The organism is Myceligenerans salitolerans (genome assembly GCF_017349295.1).
Classification (GTDB): Bacteria; Actinomycetota; Actinomycetes; order Actinomycetales; family Cellulomonadaceae; genus Myceligenerans; species Myceligenerans salitolerans.
Window position 1 is genome coordinate 563,543 of record NZ_JAFMPK010000047.1, and the last position, 20,343, is coordinate 583,885.

Consider the following 20,343-nt stretch of genomic DNA (forward strand, 5'->3'; position numbering starts at 1 on the left):
ATGGAACACCGCAGGGTGGGGGCCTCCGGGCTGCGCGTCTCGGAGCTCGGGCTGGGGACGATGACCTGGGGCCGGGACACCGACGAGCTCGACGCCGCCGAGCAGGTGCGCGATTTCCTCGATGCCGGGGGCACCCTGATCGACACCGCGGCCGCCTACGGCGAGGGCGAGGCCGAGACCGTCATCGGCACGCTCCTGTCCGGCAAGGTGGCGCGGGACGACGTCGTGCTGGCGACCAAGGCCGGGACCCGCCGTGACGCGTCGCGCGGGGCGCTCCTGGACTCCCTGGACGCCTCGTTGCGCCGGATGGGTACCGACCATGTCGACCTGTTCCTCGTGGCGTGCCCGGACGGTGCCACGCCGCTGACGGAGACCTGCTCGGCGCTGCGGCTCGCCGTCACGTCCGGCCGCGCCCGCTACGCCGGGTTGTGCAACCACCCGGGCTGGGCGACCGCCAGGGCCGCCTCGCTCCTGAGCGACGACATCGGCCTGCCCGCCGTGTCCCTCGAGTACTCCCTGGTGCAGCGGGGCGCCGAGCGGGAGGCGCTGCCCGCCGCCGACGCGCTCGGCATGGGGCTGCTCGCCTGGTCGCCGCTGGGCCGCGGGGTGCTCACCGGCAAGTACCGTCACGGTGTCCCCGCCGACTCGCGAGCGGCGTCGAACCATCTGGCCGGCTTCGTCGCGCCCTACCTGGAGGGCGAGGCCACGTCGGTGGTCGACGCCGTCGGCATCGCCGCGGACGGCCTGGGCCGGGCACCCGCCGAGGTCGCGCTGTCGTGGCTGCTGGAGCGGCCGCGGCTCGCATCGGCGATCGTGGGAGCACGCACCCCCGCCCAGCTGCGCACGAGTCTCGGTGCCACGGACCTCCGGCTCCCGGCGGAGGTGCTGTCCGCGCTCGACGACGTGTCCGCGCCGCCGGTCGGCTACCCGGAACGCTGGTAGGCGGGCCTCAGCGCGCCGGTTCGCCGGCCGGCGCCGCCGCGTCGTCGACGTCCGCGAGTTCGTCCTCGAAGTCGTAGTCGAGGTCGTCATCGTCGTCGTCGCTGCCGTCGTCGTCCTCGTCGTCGTCGAGGTCCTCGGCCAGGTAGAACGGAGTGACCTCGCCGAAGCGCGTGGCCAGGGCGTCCTCGTACACCTCGTAGGCGTCGGCGAGGACGTCGTAGGCGTCGTCGACGGCGGGGTCGTCGTCGCTCCGTCTCGTGGCGACCGCGTTGTAGTGGGCCTCGAGTGCGGCCACGAGGCGGTCGAGTGCGGCGCGCGGGTCAACGGTCATGCATCGAACTCTACTGCCGCGCGCTGGCCTGCGGTATCGGTCAGCGCTATCCGTGTCCGCCGACACGGGCCCGAACCCTTGATCCCGGCAACGGATGAGCCACAATGGACGGACGAATTGTCGTCTGTGACGGGGACGGTGACACATGGCGGGTAACGGCTCCACGTGGCGCAAGCACGGCCAGTACGAGTACCGGGTCGTGACCATCGACAGATCCACGAGCGTGCCCGACGCTCGCAAACTGCTCACCGACGAGGCCGAGTACGGACGCTGGGAGCTGGCCCGCACGCGGCTCTACCTGGGCGGCGAGCGCCGGGTGTGGCTCCGGCGCAAGATCATCCGCGTCCAGCCGACGCTGTGAACCCGTCCGGTGCGCCTGCCTCCGGTGACGGGGGCGGGCGCACCGGGCGGTGTGACCTGCGCCCGGAACGGCGCCCGGGGCCCGGACGTGCCGGAGGGACCGTCTAGGCTGTGCGCGTGCATTCCTGGCCCGTTCCGCAGATCCCCGCGATCCCTGGCAGCTCCGACAAGATCCAGGTGCACGACACCTCGACCGGTGGCCTGGTGGAGGCCGCGCCCGGCGCCACGGCCGGCCTGTACGTCTGCGGCATCACGCCGTACGACGCCACGCACATCGGCCATGCGAACACGTATGTGACGTTCGATCTGCTGGTTCGCGCTCTGCGTGACGCCGGCAAGCAGGTCACGTACGTGTCCAACGTGACCGACGTCGACGACCCGCTGCTGGAGCGCGCGGCCGCGACGGGCGTGGACTGGGCCCAGCTCGCCCGGGACCAGGTCGCCTTGTTCGCCGAGGACATGACGGCCCTCGGCGTGGTCCCGCCGGACGTCTACTGCGGCGTCGTGGAGTCCGTGCCGGACGTGGCCGCGGCCGTGACCGCGATGCTGGAGGCCGGGACGGCCTACCGTGTGCCGTCGTCCGAGGACGGCGGGACCGGTGACGACGTCTACGCCGACCTGTCGGCGGACGCCGGGTTCGGCAGCGTGTCGCTCCTCGACCGGGCCGCGATGGGTGCCGTGTTCGCCGAGCGCGGCGGCGATCCCGGCCGGCCCGGCAAGCGCGACCCGCTCGACCCCCTGCTGTGGCGGGCCGAACGTCCCGGCGAGCCCGCGTGGGACGGCGGGACGCTGGGGCGCGGACGGCCGGGCTGGCACATCGAGTGCGCGGTGATCGCCCGCGCGGGACTCGGGCTGTCCCGAGGGGGTACGTTCGACGTCCAGGGCGGAGGCGCCGATCTGGTGTTCCCGCACCACGAGATGTCGATCTCCCATCTGCGCGCGCTCGGTGCCGAGCCGGCCGCCACGCACGTGCACGCCGCCCTCATCGCCTATCAGGGCGAGAAGATGAGCAAGTCTCGCGGGAACCTCGTGCTGGTCTCCCGGCTTCGCGCCGACGGCGCCGACCCGATGGCGATCCGCCTCGCGCTGCTCGCCCACCACTACCGCACCGCGTGGGAATGGTCGGACGCCGACCTGGCCGCCGGCACGGCACGTCTGGAGCACTGGCGGGCAGCGCTCTCGGGCAACGGCGGTCCGCCCGCCGACGACGCCCTCGCCGCTCTCCGCACGGCGCTGGCCCGGGATCTCGACGCGCCCGCTGCGCTCGCCGCGGTGGACGCCTGGGCGGACGAGGCGCTGGACCCGTCGCGCGACACGGCCACCGACGAGGAGGGCGCCCCGGGTGTCCTGTCGCGCGCGGTCAACGCCCTCCTGGGCGTCCGTCTCTGACGCGCGCGGTGCCCGGGAACCTCGGCGTGCACGCGGGCTCCGCCGTGCGCGGGAACGCCGCACCACCTGGTCCGACAGGGACACGTCCTGCGACCGCGGCGGGACGGATCGCGGAGATCGACGGTCTGCGCGGGGTGGCTCTGGCCCTGGTCGTGCTGTTCCACGTGTTCGGTGCCGGGCGCGTGTCGGGCGGGGTCGACGTGTTCCTGGTGATCTCCGGGTTCCTCACCACGCGTGCCGTGCTGCGCCGGGCGACCACGGGGCGTCTCACCGCACCCGAGGCCTGGTCCCGTGACCTCCTCCGGCTCGCGCCGACCGCGCTCGTCGTGCTGCTCGCCGTGGTCGGCGGCACGCTGGCGATCCTGCCCGCCGGGCGGTGGGAGGGGGTGCTACGCGAGGTCGCGGCGTCGACCACGAGCTGGGAGAACTGGCGTCTCATCGGTGCCGAGCTGGCCTACGGCGCGGCCGGTCCGGCCGCGAGTCCGCTGCAGCACTTCTGGTCGCTCGCGGTCCAGGTGCAGTACCTCGCGGCGCTGCCGGTGGTCGCGCTCGGCTGCGTGATGCTCGCGGCACGGGTCCGCCGGTTCCGGGGCCGCCGGATCACGGCGGAACGCCTGTTCGCCGCCCTGCTCGGCACGGTGACGGTGGCGTCCTTCGGGTACGCGATCTGGCTCACGACCACCGCCCAGCAGGTCGCCTACTTCCACACCTTCGCGCGGATCTGGGAGATCGGGGCGGGTGGTCTGCTGGCGCTCGCCGTGCGCCGGGTGTGCCTGTCCGCCGTGCTGCGTGGCGTGGCCGGATGGGCCGGGCTGCTCGCGGTCGTGAGCTGCGGGTTCCTGTTCGACGGCGGCCGGCTCTTCCCGGGGCCCGCGACGCTCTTCCCGGTGGTGGGTGCCCTGCTGGTCCTCCTGGCCGCCGATGCGGGGGCGCCGCGCGCCGCCGACCACGCCGAACCGGCCGGCGGCGCGCGGGCCCGCCTGTTCACGCGTGTCCTGGCGGGCCCCCTCCCGCGCCGGCTGGCGACGATCTCGTACGCGCTCTACCTGTGGCACTGGCCGCTCCTGATCGCGTGGCTCGCCGTCTCCGGGCGGTCCCGGACGGGCGTCCTTGACGGTGCCGCCGTCGTCGCCGTCTCCGTGGCACTGGCCTGGGCGACCGTGCGCTGGATCGCGGGCCCGGTGGAACGGTGGACCGCACGGCCCCGGTCCCGCCACCGGCTCCCCGTCCGGGCCGGCGCGCTCCTCGGTGCCGTCTGCGTGGTGGTCGCCGGCGGTGCGTGGGCCGCCGCGGACGGTCTCCAGCGCGGACGAGTCGCGCAGCTCGCGGCGCTCACGGAGCCGTCGGCCGCCCATCCGGGCGCCGCGGTGCTGCGTCCCGGCTGGCCGGGTGACGCCGGCCTCGCGGAGGAGGTCCCGTTCCGGCCGTCCACGACGATCGCCGGCAGCGACGGACGCCACCTGACCGACTGCGCCAACAGCGACAAGAAGTCCGGCGAGGTGGTCACCTGTGTGATCGCCGCACCCGAATCGGGTGAACCGACCCGGCGGGTCTACCTGGTCGGCGGATCCCACACCCAGCACTGGGAGGATGCCTGGGTGCAGGTCGCGGACGACGCCGGCTGGGAGGTGACGGCGGTCATCAAGCACGGTTGCCGTCTGACGGTCGGTCCGCAGGCCTCGCACCGGTACTGCGTGGAGTGGTCGGCCGGCGCGCTCGACCGGGTGCTGGCCGACCGGCCCGACGTCGTGGTGGTGGAGAGCACGAAGACCTCCACCGAGGGCAGGGACGTCGTCGTCCCCGAGCAGGCCGCGGCCTGGACGCAGATCGCGGACGCCGGCATCCAGGTGATCGGCGTGCGGGACACGCCGCGCTTCACCGAGCGCGTGCCCGCCTGCCTCGAGCGCCACGAGGCCCTGCCCCGCGAGGAGGCCTCGGCCGCCTGCTCGGCGCCCCGGGACGACCTGTTCGGCGGCACGTTCCCCGCCGCGGCGGCGGCCGGCGACCCGACCGGGGCCGGGATCGTGCACCTGGACCTCACCGACGCGGTCTGCGGGCCGGAGACGTGCGACGTGGTGGTGGGCAACGTGGTGGTCTACCGGGACGCCGACCATCTGACCGGTACGTACGCCGAGACGCTCGGCCCGGACCTGGACGCCGCCGTACGCGCCGCCGCACCGTGGCTGTTCGAGGACGCGCCCGCCCGGACCGGCGCCGGGGCGCCGCGGCCGTGACCGCTCACAAGGATCCGGTGCCGCCCGGGTCCTTGCCGTCCTTGCCGCCGCCGTCGCGGCGGCGCAGGTAGCGCTCGAACTCTCGCGCGATCGCGTCACCGGACGCCTCGGGCAGTTCGGCGGTGTCCTTCGCCTCCTCCAGCTGGGCCACGTACTCGGAGATCTCGGAGTCCTCGCTCGCGAGCTCGTCGACGCCCTGCTGCCAGGCCGCCGCGTCGTCGGGCAGGTCGCCCATGTCGATGGACTCGCCGAGCAGTTCCTCGATGCGCGTCAGGATCGCGAGCGCCGCCTTGGGCGAGGGCGGGTTCGCGACGTAGTGCGGCACCGCGGCCCACAGGGACACCGACTGCAGTCCGCGGGCGGCGGCCTCGTGCTGCATCACTCCGACGATCCCGGTCGGCCCGGTGTACGTGTTGGGCTCGATGTCCAGGACGGCCTGCACGCCGACGCTGTCGGACGTCGCCGTCATGGGGATGGGCCGGGTGTGCGGCACGTCGGCCAGGAGTGCGCCGAGGGTCACGAACGTCTCGACGCCGAGGTCGCCGGCCAGGCCGAGCAGTTCGGCGCAGTACTTGCGCCAGCGCATCGACGGCTCGATGCCGTGGACCAGCACGACCGTGCGCTCCGGCAGGTGGGCCACCCAGACCGACGTCGTCGGCCAGGTGATGTGCTGCTTGCCGTCGTCGTCGAACGCGACGGTGGGGCGGTTCACCTGGAAGTCGTGGTACTCGTCGGGGTCGAGCTCGGCCACCTTCTCCGCGCCCCACACCTCGCACAGGTGCGTGAGCGCGCTGGTCGCCGCGCCCCCGGCGTCGTTCCAGCCTTCGAAGGCAGCCAGGAGCACGGTCTTGCGGACCGTGCGGGGGGTCGGGGCCTGCTCGTTCGGCTCGGACTGGGCGTCGGTCATCCTCCCACCCTATGGGGTATGCCTGGCGGTCCGGGGTGCGTTCGCCCGTGGCGTGGCGCGGTGTGTCCGGGCTCGTCAGGGGCGTGTCAGGAATATCCGTGCAGCTGGGTGGTTGGCATCACCATGACAGAACTCGAGGGCGAATACGTGCCGAGCACCGCCGGATGGGTGCGCGACCAGGTGGAGGCGTTCGAGGCGTCGGGGGGCAGGGAGGCTAACACCCTCCGAGGCGGCGACGACCCGATCGTCGTGATCACCAACCGGGGCGCGAAGACCGGCAAGATCCGCAAGACCCCGTTGATGCGCGTCGAGAGGGACGGCCGGTACCTGGCGGTGGGATCGCGCGGCGGGGCACCGACGAACCCGGTCTGGGTCCACAACTTCCGCGCCAACCCTCGCGTCGAGCTCCAGGACGGCCCGGTGAAGAAGGCGTACGTGGCGCGGGAGCTGTCGGGCGACGAGCGGGCCGAGTGGTGGCAGTACGCGGTGGCCACGTGGTCGACGTACGGCGAGTACCAGAAGAAGACGGACCGGCAGATCCCGCTGTTCCTCCTGGAGCCGGTGGACTGAGACGCCCCCTGTCAGCAGGTGGCCAGGAGCCGGTCGAGGACGCGGGTGCCGAACTTGAGGGCATCGGTCGGCACGCGCTCGTCCACGCCGTGGAACATTCCGGCGAAGTCGAGGTCGGCGGGCAGCCGCAGCGGCGCGAAGCCGTAGCCGGTGATGCCGAGCCGGGACATCCACTTGTTGTCCGTACCGCCCGAGAGTGTGTACGGCAGCACGCTGGCGCCCGGGTCCTCGGCGGAGATCGCGTCGACCATCGCGTCCACGAGGGAGCCGGTGAACGGCACCTCGAGGGACACGTCCTGATGGATCGGCTCGACGCGCACGCCGGGCCCGGCCAGTTCCTTGAGCGTCTCGACGCCCTCGGCCTCGTGACCCGGTAGGAGCCGCACGTCGACGGCCGCCGAGGCCGAGCCCGGGATGACGTTCGCCTTGTAGCCGGCCTCCAGCTGGGTGGGGTTGGAGGTGTTGCGCACGGTGGCGCCGACGAACTTGGCCGCGGGCCCGAGCGCGGCGACCAGGTCGTCGACCATGCCCGGGTCCTCCGTGAAGCGGGCGGCGTCGTAGGGCAGGCCGGTCAGGTCGGCGACTCCGCGCAACAGCGCGTCCACCGTGGGCGTGGGCGTGTACGGCCACGCGTACCGCCCGATGCGGGCCACGGCCTCGGCGAGCGCCGTGACCGCGTTGTCGTGGTTGACCTGGGAGCCGTGGCCCGCCCGGCCGTCGGCGACCAGCCGCATCCAGGACAGGCTCTTCTCCGCGGTCTGCAGCAGGTAGGCACGGTGACCACCGACGTCCACGGAGAACCCACCGACCTCGCTGACGGCCTCGGTCGCACCCTCGAAGAGCTCCGCGTGCTCACCGGTCATGTGGCCCGCGCCGAGCCGTCCGCCGTTCTCCTCGTCGGCGAAGAACGCGACGACGACGTCGCGCGCGGGCTTGCGGCCCTCGCGCGCCATCTGCCGCACGACGGACAGGATCATGGCGTCCATGTCCTTCATGTCCACGGCGCCGCGGCCCCAGATGAGACCTTCCGTCTCCTCGGCGGCGAACGGGTCCACGCTCCAGTCGCCGGCCGCTGCCGGTACGACGTCGAGGTGGCCGTGCAGCACGAGGGCGGGCCGCGACGGGTCCCTTCCCTCCAGCCGTACGACGACGGACGCCCGGCCGGGTTCGGACTCGAAGATCTCGGGCGCGAGGCCGACCTCGGTCAGCAGTTCCATGACGTACTCGGCGGCGGCCCGCTCCCCCGGCCCGTCGCCGGTGCCGTAGTTCGAGGTGTCGAACCGGATGAGGTCGCGGCAGATGCCGACCACCTCGTCCTCGGCGGCGGGGACGGGTGAAGCGGGGGAAGCGGGTCGCGCAGTCTCGGTCACGTCGGACACGGTACCCGCTCCGTCCGCGCGGCCGCGTGGACGGAGCGGGTCTGCCGGTGGCCTTCTCAGAAGCCCGCCGTGATCCTAGTGAACTCCAGGTCACCCTGGGCGATACCGCTGCAGTTGCTGGTGACGCCGCCGCCCGGGCACGGGCGGTCCCGGTTGACGGACCAGAACGCGAACCGTCCCACGCCCTGGGCGCGCGCCCAGTCGCGGATCGCCGTCCACTGCGCGGGGGTGGTGGTCTCGCCCTGGTCGGAGAGCCCGTTCATGCCGGAGATCCCGACGTGGGCGTACGCCTCGGCCTCGGACCAGCCGTGCGCCGCCATGAGCTGGTCCTTCAGGCCCTGCGCGGCGCTGATCGTGTCGGCCCGCATGTCCCCGCCGCCGAAGTTGAAGGGCATGATCGTGTAGTTGTCGATCGGCGTGCCGAACTCGGCGGCCCGGTTGATCAGGCGCGTCCCCCACCAGGTGGGGCCGTTCACGCCGGTACCGAAGGTGACCACGATCTTCGTGTTCGGGTTGTTCTGCTTGACGATGGCCAGCCCGCGCAGGATGCGGTCCTGGACCACCTCGTTCTCGAACTCGTCGGAGTTCTCGATGTCGAAGTCGACGACGTGGGGGTGGTGCGCGTCGATCACCCGCTGCACCGCGCCGGCGAAGGCCTCCGGCGTCGCGCAGTTCGGGCCGAGCTTGTTCCCGGACCAGCCGCCGAACGAGATCTGCACCTGTCCGCCCGCCGCCTTGATCGCGTTGATGGTCTGCTCGTCGACGCCGCCCGTCAGCGGGCGCTGGCCGTCCCAGGCGGGATTGCAGCCGCCCGACGAGAGCATGAACGCCATGGTGAACCCGCGAACGCCGGTCTGGTTCATGACGTCGACGGCGTTCTGCGGGTTGCCCCAGCCGAGATACAGGTAGGGCGCTCCGGCCATGCGGCCGGGCAGCGGGTCGCCACCCCCGCCGCCCGTCGGCAGCGTCCACTGCTGGTTGGCGCCGCCGTGGCAGTCCCAGATGATCAGCGGTGTCCGGTCGGCGCTGTTCCAGCCGTCGACGTCGAGGCACTTGCCCAGCGCCCGCAGCGTGCCGTCCGCGTGGTGCGTCCACTGCTGTGCGGCGTTGCCGTTGCAGCCGACGATCTGCACCCTGGTGCCGTTCGTCGGGTCCGCCCAGGCGACGTCGAGGCACTTGCCGAGCGCGCGGATCGTTCCGTCGGAGCGGACGTCCCAGGTCTGCGCGGCCGTGCCGTTGCACGTGTACAGCTGCACCGGGGTGCCGTCCGCACTGTTCGCGCCGTCGACGTCGACGCATTTGTCGGCGAAGCCGACGATGGCACCGGTGGCGGCCTGGGCCGGCACGATCCCGCCGAGCCCGGCGACGGCGACGAGTGCGACGAACAACGAGGTGATGGCGGCGCTGGTGCGCCGCCGGAGCCGTGTGCGCATGGTCTTCTCCCACCATCCAACGAGTTAGTAAGGAGACCGTACGACCGGGGGCTCCGGCGACACATCAGTGCTTTCCCGTACCCGCGCCGCGCGGCTCCCGTCAGTCGCCGAGTCCGAGGCGGGCCAGCAGCGGGGCGATCTCCGGGTCGCGCCCGCGCAGGTCCCGGAAGGACTGCGACGGGTCCTGCGATCCGCCGCGCGCCAGGAGCCGCCGCCGGAACGCCTCACCGTTCTCCCGGGTCAGGCCTCCGCTCTCGCGGTACCACTCGACGGTGTCGGCGTCGAGGACCTGGGACCAGATGTACGAGTAGTACGCGGCCGAGTAGCCGCCGCCGAAGATGTGGTTGAAGTAGGTGGTGCGGTAGCGCGGCGGAACGGGCCCGAAGTCGGCGCCCGCCGCGGCGAGCGCCGCCCGCTCGAACCCGGCGACGTCGCCGGGCGTGGCCGGCACGTCCTCCGGGGCGAGCTGGTGCCACGCCTGGTCCAGCAGGGCGGCACCGAGGTACTCGGTGGTGGAGAAGCCCTCGCCGTACTGGCGGGAGGCGAGCATCGTGTCGATCCACTCGCGCGGCATCGGCTCGCCGGTCTCGTGGTGCACGGCGAAGTGGCCGAGGATCTCAGGCTCCCACGCCCACATCTCGTTGACCTGGGACGGGTACTCGACGAAGTCGCGCGGGACGCTGGTGCCGGACTGCGACGGGTAGCGCACGTCGGACAACAGGCCGTGCAGCGCGTGACCGAACTCGTGGAACATCGTGGTGACCTCGTCCCAGGAGAGCAGGGTGGGCTCACCGGCGGGCGCGCGGACGATGTTGAGGTTGTTCACGACGACGGCCCGCTGGCCCAGCAGGCGGTTCTGGTCCACGAGATTGCTCATCCAAGCACCTCCGCGCTTCGCTTCACGGGTGAACCAGTCGGCGACGAACAGGCCCAGACCCTGGTTCCGCTCCCCCGGCTCCGGCTGGTCGAACACCTCGAAGATCCGCACGTCGGGGTGGTAGCCGGTCAGGTCGTGGCGCTCGGTGAAGGACAGGCCGAACAGCAGGTTCGCGGCCCGGAACACGCCGTCGTGCGCGACGCGCTCCAGCTCCAGGTAGGGACGCAGCAGCGCGTCGTCGAGGGAGAACCGCTCCTTGCGTACGGCCTCCGCGTGGTAGGACCAGTCCGCCGCCGTGACGGGAGCGCCCGCGAGCGCCTCCAGGTCCGCGTGCTCGGCGCGGGCGTTGGCGACGGCGGGCGGGGTGAGACGGGCGAGCATCGCGTCGACGGCCTGGGTCGTGCCGGCGCACGCGTCCTCGGCGACGTAGGCCGCGTGGTGGTCGTAGCCGAGCAGGCGGGCGCGCTCGGCGCGCAGGCGGGCCATCTCGAGGAGGGTCGTGCGGGTGTCGTGCGCGGAACCGTCGCGGCCACGGTTCTCGGAGGCGGTCTGGACGCGCGCGCGGACGTCGGCGCGCGTGAGAGAGGCGAGGACGTGCTGGTGGCTGAAGAGCTGCATCTCGAGCAGCCAGCCCTCGCGGCCGCGGGACTCGGCGGCCGCCCGCGCACCGGCGCGGGCGGCGTCGGACAGGCCGTCGAGCTCTGCCTCGTCCGTGATCAGGACGCTCGCGGCGTTGGCGCCCGCCAGGAGTTTGCGGCCGAACTCGGCCTGCAGTGTGGTGAGCCGCGCGTTGAGGCCCCGGAGGGTGTCCTGGTCGGCGCCGGACAGCTCGATGCCGGAGCGGCGGATGCGGACCAGGAGCTTCTCGAGCAGGTAGGCGGTGTCGGGTTCCAGGGCGAGCGTGCCGGCGTCGGCCTGTTCCTGGAGGACCAGGGCCCGCTGATAGAGGCGGGCGTCCAGGTAGATGGCGTCCTCGTGCGCGGCCAGCTGCGGGGCGACGCGCGCCTCGATGTCCTCGAGCCCGGGCGTGGCGTCCGCGGCCAGCTGGTTCCAGAACACCCGCAGCGCCCGGCCGAGGAGTGCGCCGGACCGTTCGAGCGCCTCGAGGGTGTTCTCCACGGTGGGCGGCGCGGGGTTGGTGACGACGTCCTCGATCTCGGCGCGCTGGGCGGCCATCCCGGCCATGATCGCGGGCTCGTGGTGCTCCTCGCGGATCGCCGTGTGGTCGGGCAGCTCGTACGGGAGGGTGGACGGCGCGGCGTACGGGTTCGCGGGGTCGAGGGTGGCCGCGGTGGCGGCGTCGGGGATCGTCATGGCCTCATTCTCGCCCGGTCGTCGTCCGGCGGGGACGGCCTCTCCAGGTGGGCGAGGTGGGTGAGGAACCAGTCGAGCCGGCGCAGCCGAGACAACGCCATCCCGCCCGGCACCCGGGCACGACCTCTACGCTGGGCCCGTGGATCCGTCACGACTCCTCGGCACCTGGGACTTCCACCGCGAGGTCCGTGACCACCGCGACGGCACGGAATACGACGCCTCCGGCAAGGCCATGTTCACGCCGGAGGGGGACGGCCGGATCCGGTGGGCGGAGGAGGGCACACTGCGCTGGGCGGACCGGAGCACGCCCGTGAACCGCACGCTGTTCCTGGTGCGGGGCCCCTCCGCCGCCGCCGCACCCCCGAGCGGCTGGCGGGTGACCTTCGAGGACGGCCGGGACTTCCACCCCTGGACGGCCCGGCCCGTCGAGCACGCGTGCGGACGTGACCTCTACGAAGGCATGGTCGCGCCCGGCTCCGGGTCCATCTGGACGATCCGCTGGCAGGTCACCGGCCCCGCCAAGGACTACACGATGGTGACGCGGTACTCGCGCGCCGAGTAGTCACCGGCCGGCCTCCTCCCTGCGGCTACGCCTCCGTCAGCACGCCCCCGCGATCCAGGCGGAGCTCGCGGTCCGGGCCCAGGCGTTCCAGGAACGGCCGGTCGTGGCTCACCAGCAAGAGCGCTCCCCGGTACGACGCCAGCGCCTCCACGAGACGGTCGGTGCTCTCGATGTCGAGGCTGTTGGTCGGCTCGTCCAGGATCAGGAGCTGCGCCGGCGGATCCGCCAGCAGCAGCCGCGCGAGCGCCACCCGGAACCGCTCCCCGCCCGACAGCGTCCCCACCGGCTGATGCACCGCGGCACCGCGCACCAGGAACCGCGCCAGCCGGTTGCGCAGCTGCCCCGGTGGCACCTGCGGCGCCCCGGCCCGGACTGCGTCGAGCACCGTGGCCGCGTCGTCCAGGACGTCGATCCGCTGCGGCAGGTACCCCACGCGATCCGTCAACAGCCTGCCCGACGCCGCGACCGGCGTCGCGTCCGAGCCGTCGCACGCCCCGGCGCCACCGCTGCGGCCGCCCGTACCAGCGGCGTCCGCACCTGCCGCCCGCCCCGGCAACAGACGCTCCAGCAGCGTCGTCTTCCCCACCCCGTTCGGCCCGGTCAGCGCGACGCGCTCCGGGCCCTGGAGCACGTGCTCACGGCCGTCCGCGCCGGTCAGCACCGCGATCCGGCGACCGGCCGGAACATCCGGATCCGGCAGGTCCACGACGATCCGGTCGCCGTCGCGAACCGCCCGCTCCGCGGCGTCCACCGCCGCCCGCGCCTCGGCCACCCGATCATCCGCCAGGCCACGCCGTGTGCCCTGTGACCGCTCCGCCTTGTTCTTCCGCTCCCGGATCACCGCCGGGACGTACCGGCGGTTCGCCCGATCCTTCCGCGCCTGCCGCTCGCTGTGCGCGACCTTCTCCTCCAGCGCGATCCGCTGGCGCCGCTCCCGGCGCAACGTGTGCTCCGCCGTCCGCAACGCCTGCTCGGCAGCCTCCTGCTGCACGTCCAGCCAGGCGCGATACTCGCTGTACGGCCCGCCGAACGTCGTCAGCGACCCGGCCCGCAGCTCCGCCGTCTCGTCCATCAGCTCCAGCAGGGCCCGGTCGTGCGACACCACGACCAGCGCCCCGCGCCAGCCGCGCACCAGGTCGTAGAGGCGCTCGCGGGCGTCGCCGTCGAGGTTGTTCGTGGGCTCGTCGAGCAGCGCGACGTCTGCCCCGCGCAGCCGCAGCCCGACGACGGCCGTCAGCATCGCCTCACCGCCGGACAGCGTGCCGACGGTCCGGTCGAGATCGGCGGGAAGACCGGCTGCCGACAGCGCGGCGACCGACCGTTCGGCGACGTCCCAGTCGTCGCCGACGACGTCGAACAGTTCGGCGCGCACGTCGCCGCCGACGATGGCGCGGACGGCGTCCACGACGGGACGGACTCCGAGGAGGTCGGCCACGGTCGCACCGACGTCGAGCGTGAGCCGCTGCGGCAGGTGGTCCGCCGTGCCCGAGACGACAACGGATCCCGACGACGGGCGCAGACCGCCGGCGATCAGCCGGAGCAGGGTGGACTTCCCCGCTCCGTTGAGCCCGGTCAGCCCGGTGCGGCCACGACCGAACGCACCGGAGACGCCCTGGAGCGCGGCGCTTCCGTCGGGCCAGGCGAAGGACAGGTGATGGAGAACGACAGCAGGATCTGAGGCAAAAGAGGGCAAGGTGAGAACTCCCGGGTTGGCGTGACACGCCGGCACCGGTGCCCCCGTGCCCGCTCCGTCCGGCCGTCAGCGGCCGGTGGTTGCGGACAGGGAAAGAGACGGCGTCAGCGCAGGTGGGCAACTACCGGAAAAGTCCTCATTCTCGATCCTTCTGCTCGCCCCGCCTCACACGCGGACCTGCCCGCCGGGACGGCCGCACCTTCCCACAGCCACGGGAGCGCCACAAGCCTTTTTCCTCCCCGGCGGTCCGGCGGGTGAAATCGAGGGGAATCCGGCGGGCACGATGTGCCGGAAAGCCGGCCGTCGTCGACCAGGACGTTGCCCGGCCACAGGTCGAAGTGGACCAGCACCGGCGTCGTCACCTGGTCGAGCGCGGGGACGTGCGCCGCGAACAGGGAGCGCAGACGCGGCACCGGGCCCGCACCGTGGCCGTCCCGCGTCCGTCCGGAGTCACGCCGCCCAGGCGATGTACCCGTCGGGCCGGACAAGGACGGTGGTCGGCTCGCCGTCGGCACGCCGCACCTCGACGGCGCCCTCCGCCCACCTCGCGTACTGGCTTCGCGCCGGCGGGTCCACGGGGGCGGCACCCGCGCCGGCCCCGCCGTCGTCCGCGCCGCGGACGACGACGAAACCGCCCGACCGCAGCGCCTCGTAGAGGCGCGTCGTGCCGCCGGACTCCTCCGGGACGAGCGGGAGGTCCGGTGCCCGGCGGCCGACCAGCCGGTGCGCGCCGCGGGGACGCTCGTACGAGATCCCGACGCCGGAGATCATGCCCATCGCGCGCCGCCGGGCCGGTGGAAGATTCCCGATCACGCCCACGACGAGGACGCCCAGCGCGCGCGAGACGACACCCTTGCCGCGCGCGGCCCGGACGAGCGCACCGCTCGCACGCAGCACCATCGTGCCCACGGGATGGCGCTCGGACTCGTAGGAGTCGAGGAGCGCTTCGGCGGCCTCGCCGCTCACCTGCCCCGACACCGCCTGCGCGAGCTTCCACGACAGGTTCGCAGCGTCCTGCAGGCCCGTGTTCATGCCCTGACCCCCGGCGGGCGAGTGCACGTGGGCGGCATCACCGGCGACGAACACCCGGCCCACGCGGTAGTGCGGCGCCTGCCGCTCGTCCGAGTGGAAGCGCGACGTCCAGCGGGCGTCGATCATGCCGAAGTCGGTGCCGAAGGCCGCACGCATGGTCTCGCGCACCTCGTCCAGGTCGAGCGGCGTGTCCTCGGGGACGTCACGGCCGTACCGCCAGCCGATGACACGGTGGTAGCCGTCACCGAACGGTGCGATGAAGCAGAACGACTCGTCCCGGACGGCGACCGTGAGGACGTCCGACGGCGGCTCCGCCAGCCGGACGTCGGCCAGGAGCATCGACCTGATCACGGCTTTGCCGGGGAACGGCAGCCCGACGGCGTCACGGACGGCGGAACGATGCCCGTCACAGCCCACGACGTAGCCGGCGCGCAGCCTCCCGTCGCCGTCCGGTCCGGTGACGCGCACGGTGACGCCGTCGGCGTCCTGGGCGATGCCGACGAACTCGGTGTCGTGGACGAACCGGACGCCCGCGCCCTCGGCGCGCTCCAGGAGCACCCTCTCCACCTCGTACTGCGGCACGACCACGACCTGCGGGAAGCGGCTGGGCAGGACGCTCAGGTCGAGCGCGAACCGGTTCAGCAGCCGCAGGTCCTGGATCACCTGGCCCGCGGCGACGACCGGTTCGGCGATCGCGCGTGCGTCGAACTGCTCCAGGGCGCGCGCATGCACGGCGAAAGCCCTCGACAGGTTGCTGATCCGCCGGGGTCGCCGCTCGACGAGCACGGTACGCACCCCGGCGGCGGCGAGATCTCCCGCCAGCAGGAGCCCGGTCGGCCCCGCCCCGACGACGACGACGTCCGCATCAGTGGTCATGACGACATCGTGCCTGGTTACGGGCGGCAGCGAAAGGGCTCGAACTCACCGGCCGGCCGTACGGCGGTGCCGGACGCCCGGCCGGGGACGGAGCCGGACCACCCCGCCTCGACGTCGACATCGCGGCGCCGTCCTGGCCTCAGTACGAGTAGGACGAGGAGGAGTCGAACCCGCCGCTGACGCCGATCACGATGATGATCGTGTAGAAGACGACGACGAGGATGCTGATCGCCGTACCGATCCAGCCGGTGATGATGCCGGCGAGCGCCATGCCGTCGTTGTCCGCCTCGCCGTTGCGGACGGCCTGGCGCGCCTTGTTGCCGACGATGATCGCGGGGATGCCGGCGAAGAACCCGCACATCACGATGCTGACGATGCCGAGGACGAGCGACCACACGCCCAGATCGTTCTTGGGGAACGGCTGGCCCCCGTACTGTGCGGGGTAGCCGGGAGCGGCGGGGTACGGCGTCGCACCCGGCTGCTGCCCGTAGGGTGACTGCTGGTAGGGGGACGCCGGCTGCGGCGTCTGCCCCGGCTGCTGGTAGGGCGACGCCGGCTGCTGAGGTGCGCGGCCGGGCTCGTACGGCGACGGCTGCTGCCCGCTCCCCGACGGGTCGTACGGGGACGGCGGGCCGTCGGGGGTGTTCGTCGACATCGTTGCGGTGCTCTCTTTCAGAGTCAGAAGTATCCGTGTGAAGCAGTCTGAACCCTACCGAACTGGACCGGACGCGGTCGAAGTTTTCGGGGCACCGACGCGACCTCGGCGTCGGGCGCAGCCCGACGCGTCCGGGTGCTGCGGGTCAGTAGTCGGAGTTCATCGTGGACCAGCTGGACGGGTCGTTGAGGAAGTCCTGGAAGGCCGGGTCGTTCATCGCGGCACCGAACGCCACGACGAAGATGATGATGGCGGCGACCGAGAGGATCAGCGAGGCCCAGCCCAGGATGAGGCCTGCGAGTCCGAGGCCGCCGTTGTCCGCCTGCCCCTCGCGTGCCGCACGCCGTGACATGTGTCCCGTGACGATCGCGGCGATGCTCGCGATGATCGGGCAGAGGAAGAAGCTGAGGATGCCGAGGACGAGCGACCACACGCCCAGGCCGTTCTTCGGGTACGGCTGTCCCGGGTACTGCATCCCGGGCGCCGGCGGCGGATACGCCGACGACGGCACTCCGCCCGAGGCGTACGGCGACGGCTGCTCCGGCCCCGGGGACGGCGACGACCCCTGTCGGTGGGTGGCGCCTCCGGTATCTTCCGGCGGCGGCGACCCGCCCGGCCGCCCTCGCGACGGGTCCGGCTCGTTGCCGCCGGACGGCGGGTCGTACGGGTTCTGTGCTCCCGGTTCGTTGGTCGACATGCGCGACAGCCTCTCGCTCGCAGTGTTCCGGCACTGACGACACTAATCACGAGCAGGGCACTCTGCCCGGCGGGGCATCCGGCGTTTCGCCGGGCGCCCCTCAGGGGCGCGGCACCGACGACGACCGGCCTCGGGCCCGGTCCCGGGCCGGCGCCCGGGCGGAGTCAGGACCCGACGTGCCAGGTCAGGACCCCGCGCCGCGCCGCCAGGTCTCGACCCGGTGGATCACGCGGAACCCCAGCCGCTCGTACACGGTGCGGGCTGCTGCGTTGTCGGCATACATGCCGAGCGTGGTGAGACCGTGCTCGGCGATGCCGTCGGCCGTGAGCCGGGCGGTCACGGCCGTGGCGAGGCCCCGGCCGCGCCGTGCGGGCCGGGTCGCGATGCCGCCGAGGTGGGCGAAGGACCCGTCGGGCCCCGTGCGGAGCAGGGACGCACCGACCGCGGAGAGTGTGCCGTCGGCGTCGCGAACCCCGTACCACGTGTGCCCTGGTTGGTCGGCGCCGTGCTCCGTGGTGGGACTCGCGACGGCGAGCAGGTCCGCGATGTCGTCGCGGTCGCGGCTCGGGTCGAGACGTTCGACGAGCGCTCCGGGAGGGAGGTGCGGCGCCTGGGTGGTCGCCAGGCGATCCCACTCGCTGACCTTCACGAGCCCTCGGGCGTCGAGCGTCCGGCGGACGCAGTCACCGGTCCCCCGGGTGACCGTGACGGCGTGGGGAGCACCGGCCAGGTCGTCGAGCGCGAGCCGGAGGACCACCGCCAGCCGGGCGGGCTCACCCACCGCGGCCAGGACGGAGCCGCCGGAGGGCCCGCCCAGCTCGAGCACCGCGGGCGTCCCGGGGTCGCCCCGGTGGCCGTCCGTCCCGTCGCGGGAAGCGGTGGCCTCGGTCCGGGGGCCGACGGCGTGCTCCAGCCCGTCGCCCGGGAACGGCACCCGTCCCGCCTCGGTCCAGCACCCCACCACGGGCAGGCCACTGTCGAGCGACCGCAGGAAGGGGTGCGCGAGGCCGTCACCCAGGAGGCGGTCGTGGTGGAGTCGTTCGGCTCCGCCACGACCACCGCCGGACGGCGTCGTCACCTGACGGTGGCGACCGGCTGCGCCGTGGCTCCCTCACGGGGCTCGGGCACGGCGTCCACGCCGGCTTCCTTGCGCTGCTCGGGCGTGATCGGCGCGGGCGCGTCGGTCAGCGGGTCGTAGCCGCCGCCCGACTTCGGGAACGCGATGACGTCGCGGATCGACGGGACGCCCGCCAGCAGGCCGGCGATTCGGTCCCAGCCGAACGCGATGCCACCGTGCGGCGGGGCGCCGAACTTGAACGCCTCCAGCAGGAAGCCGAACTTCTCCTGGGCCTCCTCCGGGCCGATGCCCATGACGTCGAACACGCGCTCCTGCACGTCGCGACGGTGGATACGGATCGACCCGCCACCGATCTCGTTGCCGTTGCACACGATGTCGTACGCGTAGGCGAGCGCGCCGCCCGGGTCCTGCTCGAACCGGTCGAGCCACTCCGGCTTGGGCGACGTGAACGCGTGGTGCACGGCGGTCCAGGCGGAGTGGCCGACGTCGATGTCGTCGTCCTCGCCGGCCGGCTTGAACAGCGGCGCGTCGACCACCCACACGAACGACCACGCGTTCTCGTCCAGCTCGCCCGTCTTCTTCGCGATCTCCAGGCGGGCCGCGCCCAGCAGCCCGCGGGAGGCGGCGGTCTTGCCCGCCGCGAAGAACACGGCGTCGCCCGGCTCGGCGCCGGTGACCTTCGCGAGGTGCTCGCGCTCCGTGTCCGACAGGTTCTTCGCGACGGGCCCCCCAAGCTCCCCCTCGTCGCTGAACGTCACGTACGCCAGGCCCTTGGCGCCGCGCTGCTTGGCCCACTCCTGCCAGGCGTCGAACTGTCGGCGCGGCTGGCCCGCTCCGCCCTTCATGACGACGGCGCCCACGTACTCGGCCTGGAAGACCCGGAACGGCGTGGCCCGGAAGTAGTCGGTGAGCTCCACGATCGGGTTGGCGAACCGCAGGTCCGGCTTGTCCGTGCCGTACAGGCGCATGGCCTCGGCGTAGGTGATGCGCTCGATCGGGCGCGGCACCTCGACGTCGACGAGCTTCCAGATCTCCGCGAGGAGCTCCTCGGTCAGCGCGATGACGTCGTCCTGGTCCACGAAGCTCATCTCGACGTCGAGCTGCGTGAACTCCGGCTGCCGGTCGGCACGGAAGTCCTCGTCGCGGTAGCAGCGCGCGATCTGGTAGTACCGCTCCAGCCCGCCGACCATGAGGAGCTGCTTGAACAGCTGCGGCGACTGCGGCAGCGCGTACCAGGAGCCGGGCGCCAGGCGCGCGGGGACGAGGAAGTCGCGCGCGCCCTCCGGCGTGGACCGCGTCAGGGTCGGGGTCTCGACCTCGGTGAAGTCGTGGGCCTCCAGCACACGGCGCGCGGCGCGGCTGAGCTCGGAGCGCAGCTTCAGGGCGTGCGCCTGCGCCGGGCGGCGCATGTCGAGGTAGCGGTGCCTGAGACGCGCCTCCTCGCCGATCTGCTCCGAGTCCGCGATCGCCGTCGAGACCTGGAAGGGCAGCGGCGCCGACTCGTTGAGGGTGACGACCTCGCTCGCGATCACCTCGATCTCACCGGTGGCGAGGTTCGGGTTCGTGTTGCCCTCCGGGCGCTGCGCGACCTCGCCGGTCACCTGCAGCACGTACTCGGAGCGGAGCGGGTGCGCCACCTCCTCGTCGCGGATGACGACCTGGGCGATGCCGGACGCGTCCCGCAGGTCGATGAAGGCCACTCCCCCGTGATCACGACGGCGATCGACCCAGCCCGTGAGGGTGACGGTCGATGCGATGTGCTCGGCCCGCAGTGAGCCGGCCGTGTGAGTGCGGAGCACGGAGGAAGTCCTTTCGTCCAGGAGATGTATGGCGTCGACGCCCCGGTACTGCACGGCGTCCGACGGCGGCCCGGGCGTACTCGCGCCCACGCGAAGGCGAGTCTAGTCGCTGCGGACGACACGGAGCCTCTCGTTTTGCCCGGGCGCACCGGTGTCCCGGCGGTGACCGGCCGACACCCGGCGCCGGCGGGTCCCGCGACGGGCCGAGCGACGTT

The 20,343-nt window shown here is 73.0% G+C and carries 18 protein-coding genes; 6 read left to right on the forward strand and 12 right to left on the reverse strand.

The window, feature by feature from the left end; all coding sequences use genetic code 11:
• Positions 1-942: an aldo/keto reductase gene (locus J0911_RS16055; RefSeq protein WP_207276470.1), complete on the forward strand. Its 942-nt coding sequence runs from the start codon at positions 1-3 to the stop codon at positions 940-942.
• A gap of 7 nt (positions 943-949) precedes the next feature.
• Here J0911_RS16055 and J0911_RS16060 read toward each other — a convergent pair whose 3' ends face one another.
• Positions 950-1,273: a primosomal protein gene (locus J0911_RS16060; protein ID WP_207276471.1), complete on the reverse strand. Its 324-nt coding sequence runs from the start codon at positions 1,271-1,273 to the stop codon at positions 950-952.
• A gap of 145 nt (positions 1,274-1,418) precedes the next feature.
• Between J0911_RS16060 and J0911_RS16065 the strand changes: the two genes are divergently transcribed.
• The 3 genes from J0911_RS16065 (at position 1,419) to J0911_RS16075 (ending at position 5,256) form a co-directional block, all read left to right on the forward strand.
• Positions 1,419-1,634: a DUF5703 family protein gene (locus tag J0911_RS16065; RefSeq protein ID WP_207276472.1), complete on the forward strand. Its 216-nt coding sequence runs from the start codon at positions 1,419-1,421 to the stop codon at positions 1,632-1,634.
• 116 nt (positions 1,635-1,750) lie between these two features.
• Entirely contained in the window at positions 1,751-3,022 is a 1,272-nt protein-coding gene (mshC, locus tag J0911_RS16070) for a cysteine--1-D-myo-inosityl 2-amino-2-deoxy-alpha-D-glucopyranoside ligase (protein WP_207276473.1), read from the forward strand.
• Positions 3,023-3,030: 8 nt separating this feature from the next.
• Positions 3,031-5,256 (forward strand): acyltransferase family protein, encoded by a 2,226-nt coding sequence (locus J0911_RS16075; protein WP_207276474.1) that lies wholly within the window; start codon positions 3,031-3,033, stop codon positions 5,254-5,256.
• A 4-nt stretch (positions 5,257-5,260) separates the two neighbouring features.
• On the opposite strand, the gene J0911_RS16080 is transcribed toward J0911_RS16075, so the two are convergent.
• Positions 5,261-6,163 carry a PAC2 family protein gene (locus J0911_RS16080; RefSeq protein ID WP_207276475.1) on the reverse strand — a complete coding sequence of 301 codons (903 nt, stop codon included), beginning with the start codon at positions 6,161-6,163 and terminating at the stop codon, positions 5,261-5,263.
• Positions 6,164-6,286: 123 nt separating this feature from the next.
• Between J0911_RS16080 and J0911_RS16085 the strand changes: the two genes are divergently transcribed.
• The gene (locus J0911_RS16085) at positions 6,287-6,733 is read left to right on the forward strand and encodes a nitroreductase family deazaflavin-dependent oxidoreductase (RefSeq protein ID WP_207276476.1); all 447 of its coding nucleotides are present in this window, start codon (positions 6,287-6,289) and stop codon (positions 6,731-6,733) included.
• An 11-nt stretch (positions 6,734-6,744) separates the two neighbouring features.
• On the opposite strand, the gene J0911_RS16090 is transcribed toward J0911_RS16085, so the two are convergent.
• The 3 genes from J0911_RS16090 to J0911_RS16100 all read right to left on the reverse strand — a co-directional run bounded on the left by J0911_RS16090 (position 6,745) and on the right by J0911_RS16100 (position 11,736).
• Positions 6,745-8,103, reverse strand: a complete 1,359-nt coding sequence (locus J0911_RS16090; protein ID WP_207276477.1) for a M20/M25/M40 family metallo-hydrolase — start codon at positions 8,101-8,103, stop codon at positions 6,745-6,747.
• A 65-nt stretch (positions 8,104-8,168) separates the two neighbouring features.
• Complete coding sequence (locus J0911_RS16095) at positions 8,169-9,545, reverse strand: chitinase (RefSeq protein WP_207276478.1); 1,377 nt, start codon at positions 9,543-9,545, stop codon at positions 8,169-8,171.
• A gap of 100 nt (positions 9,546-9,645) precedes the next feature.
• Positions 9,646-11,736 carry a M3 family metallopeptidase gene (locus J0911_RS16100; RefSeq protein ID WP_207276479.1) on the reverse strand — a complete coding sequence of 697 codons (2,091 nt, stop codon included), beginning with the start codon at positions 11,734-11,736 and terminating at the stop codon, positions 9,646-9,648.
• Positions 11,737-11,875: 139 nt separating this feature from the next.
• Between J0911_RS16100 and J0911_RS16105 the strand changes: the two genes are divergently transcribed.
• On the forward strand, positions 11,876-12,298 hold the full coding sequence (locus J0911_RS16105) for a DUF6314 family protein (protein ID WP_207276480.1): 423 nt from the start codon (positions 11,876-11,878) through the stop codon (positions 12,296-12,298).
• 25 nt (positions 12,299-12,323) lie between these two features.
• Here J0911_RS16105 and J0911_RS16110 read toward each other — a convergent pair whose 3' ends face one another.
• The 7 genes from J0911_RS16110 to aspS all read right to left on the reverse strand — a co-directional run bounded on the left by J0911_RS16110 (position 12,324) and on the right by aspS (position 20,128).
• Positions 12,324-13,991, reverse strand: a complete 1,668-nt coding sequence (locus J0911_RS16110; protein ID WP_207276481.1) for an ABC-F family ATP-binding cassette domain-containing protein — start codon at positions 13,989-13,991, stop codon at positions 12,324-12,326.
• A gap of 104 nt (positions 13,992-14,095) precedes the next feature.
• Positions 14,096-14,506, reverse strand: a complete 411-nt coding sequence (locus tag J0911_RS21325) for a phosphotransferase (RefSeq protein ID WP_372434889.1) — start codon at positions 14,504-14,506, stop codon at positions 14,096-14,098.
• Positions 14,442-15,899, reverse strand: coding sequence for an FAD-dependent oxidoreductase (locus J0911_RS16115; RefSeq protein WP_207276482.1), 1,458 nt, complete (start codon positions 15,897-15,899; stop codon positions 14,442-14,444). Before J0911_RS16115 ends, J0911_RS21325 begins: the two co-directional genes overlap by 65 nt.
• Before the next feature lie 139 nt (positions 15,900-16,038).
• Positions 16,039-16,554: a DUF4190 domain-containing protein gene (locus J0911_RS16120; RefSeq protein ID WP_207276483.1), complete on the reverse strand. Its 516-nt coding sequence runs from the start codon at positions 16,552-16,554 to the stop codon at positions 16,039-16,041.
• A gap of 145 nt (positions 16,555-16,699) precedes the next feature.
• Positions 16,700-17,251 (reverse strand): DUF4190 domain-containing protein, encoded by a 552-nt coding sequence (locus J0911_RS16125; protein WP_207276484.1) that lies wholly within the window; start codon positions 17,249-17,251, stop codon positions 16,700-16,702.
• Positions 17,252-17,435: 184 nt separating this feature from the next.
• Positions 17,436-18,329, reverse strand: a complete 894-nt coding sequence (locus tag J0911_RS21195) for a GNAT family N-acetyltransferase (protein ID WP_207276485.1) — start codon at positions 18,327-18,329, stop codon at positions 17,436-17,438.
• Positions 18,326-20,128 (reverse strand): aspartate--tRNA ligase, encoded by a 1,803-nt coding sequence (aspS, locus tag J0911_RS16135; protein ID WP_207276486.1) that lies wholly within the window; start codon positions 20,126-20,128, stop codon positions 18,326-18,328. The genes J0911_RS21195 and aspS overlap by 4 nt, the downstream gene beginning before the upstream one ends.
• Between the last annotated feature and the right edge of the window lie 215 nt (positions 20,129-20,343).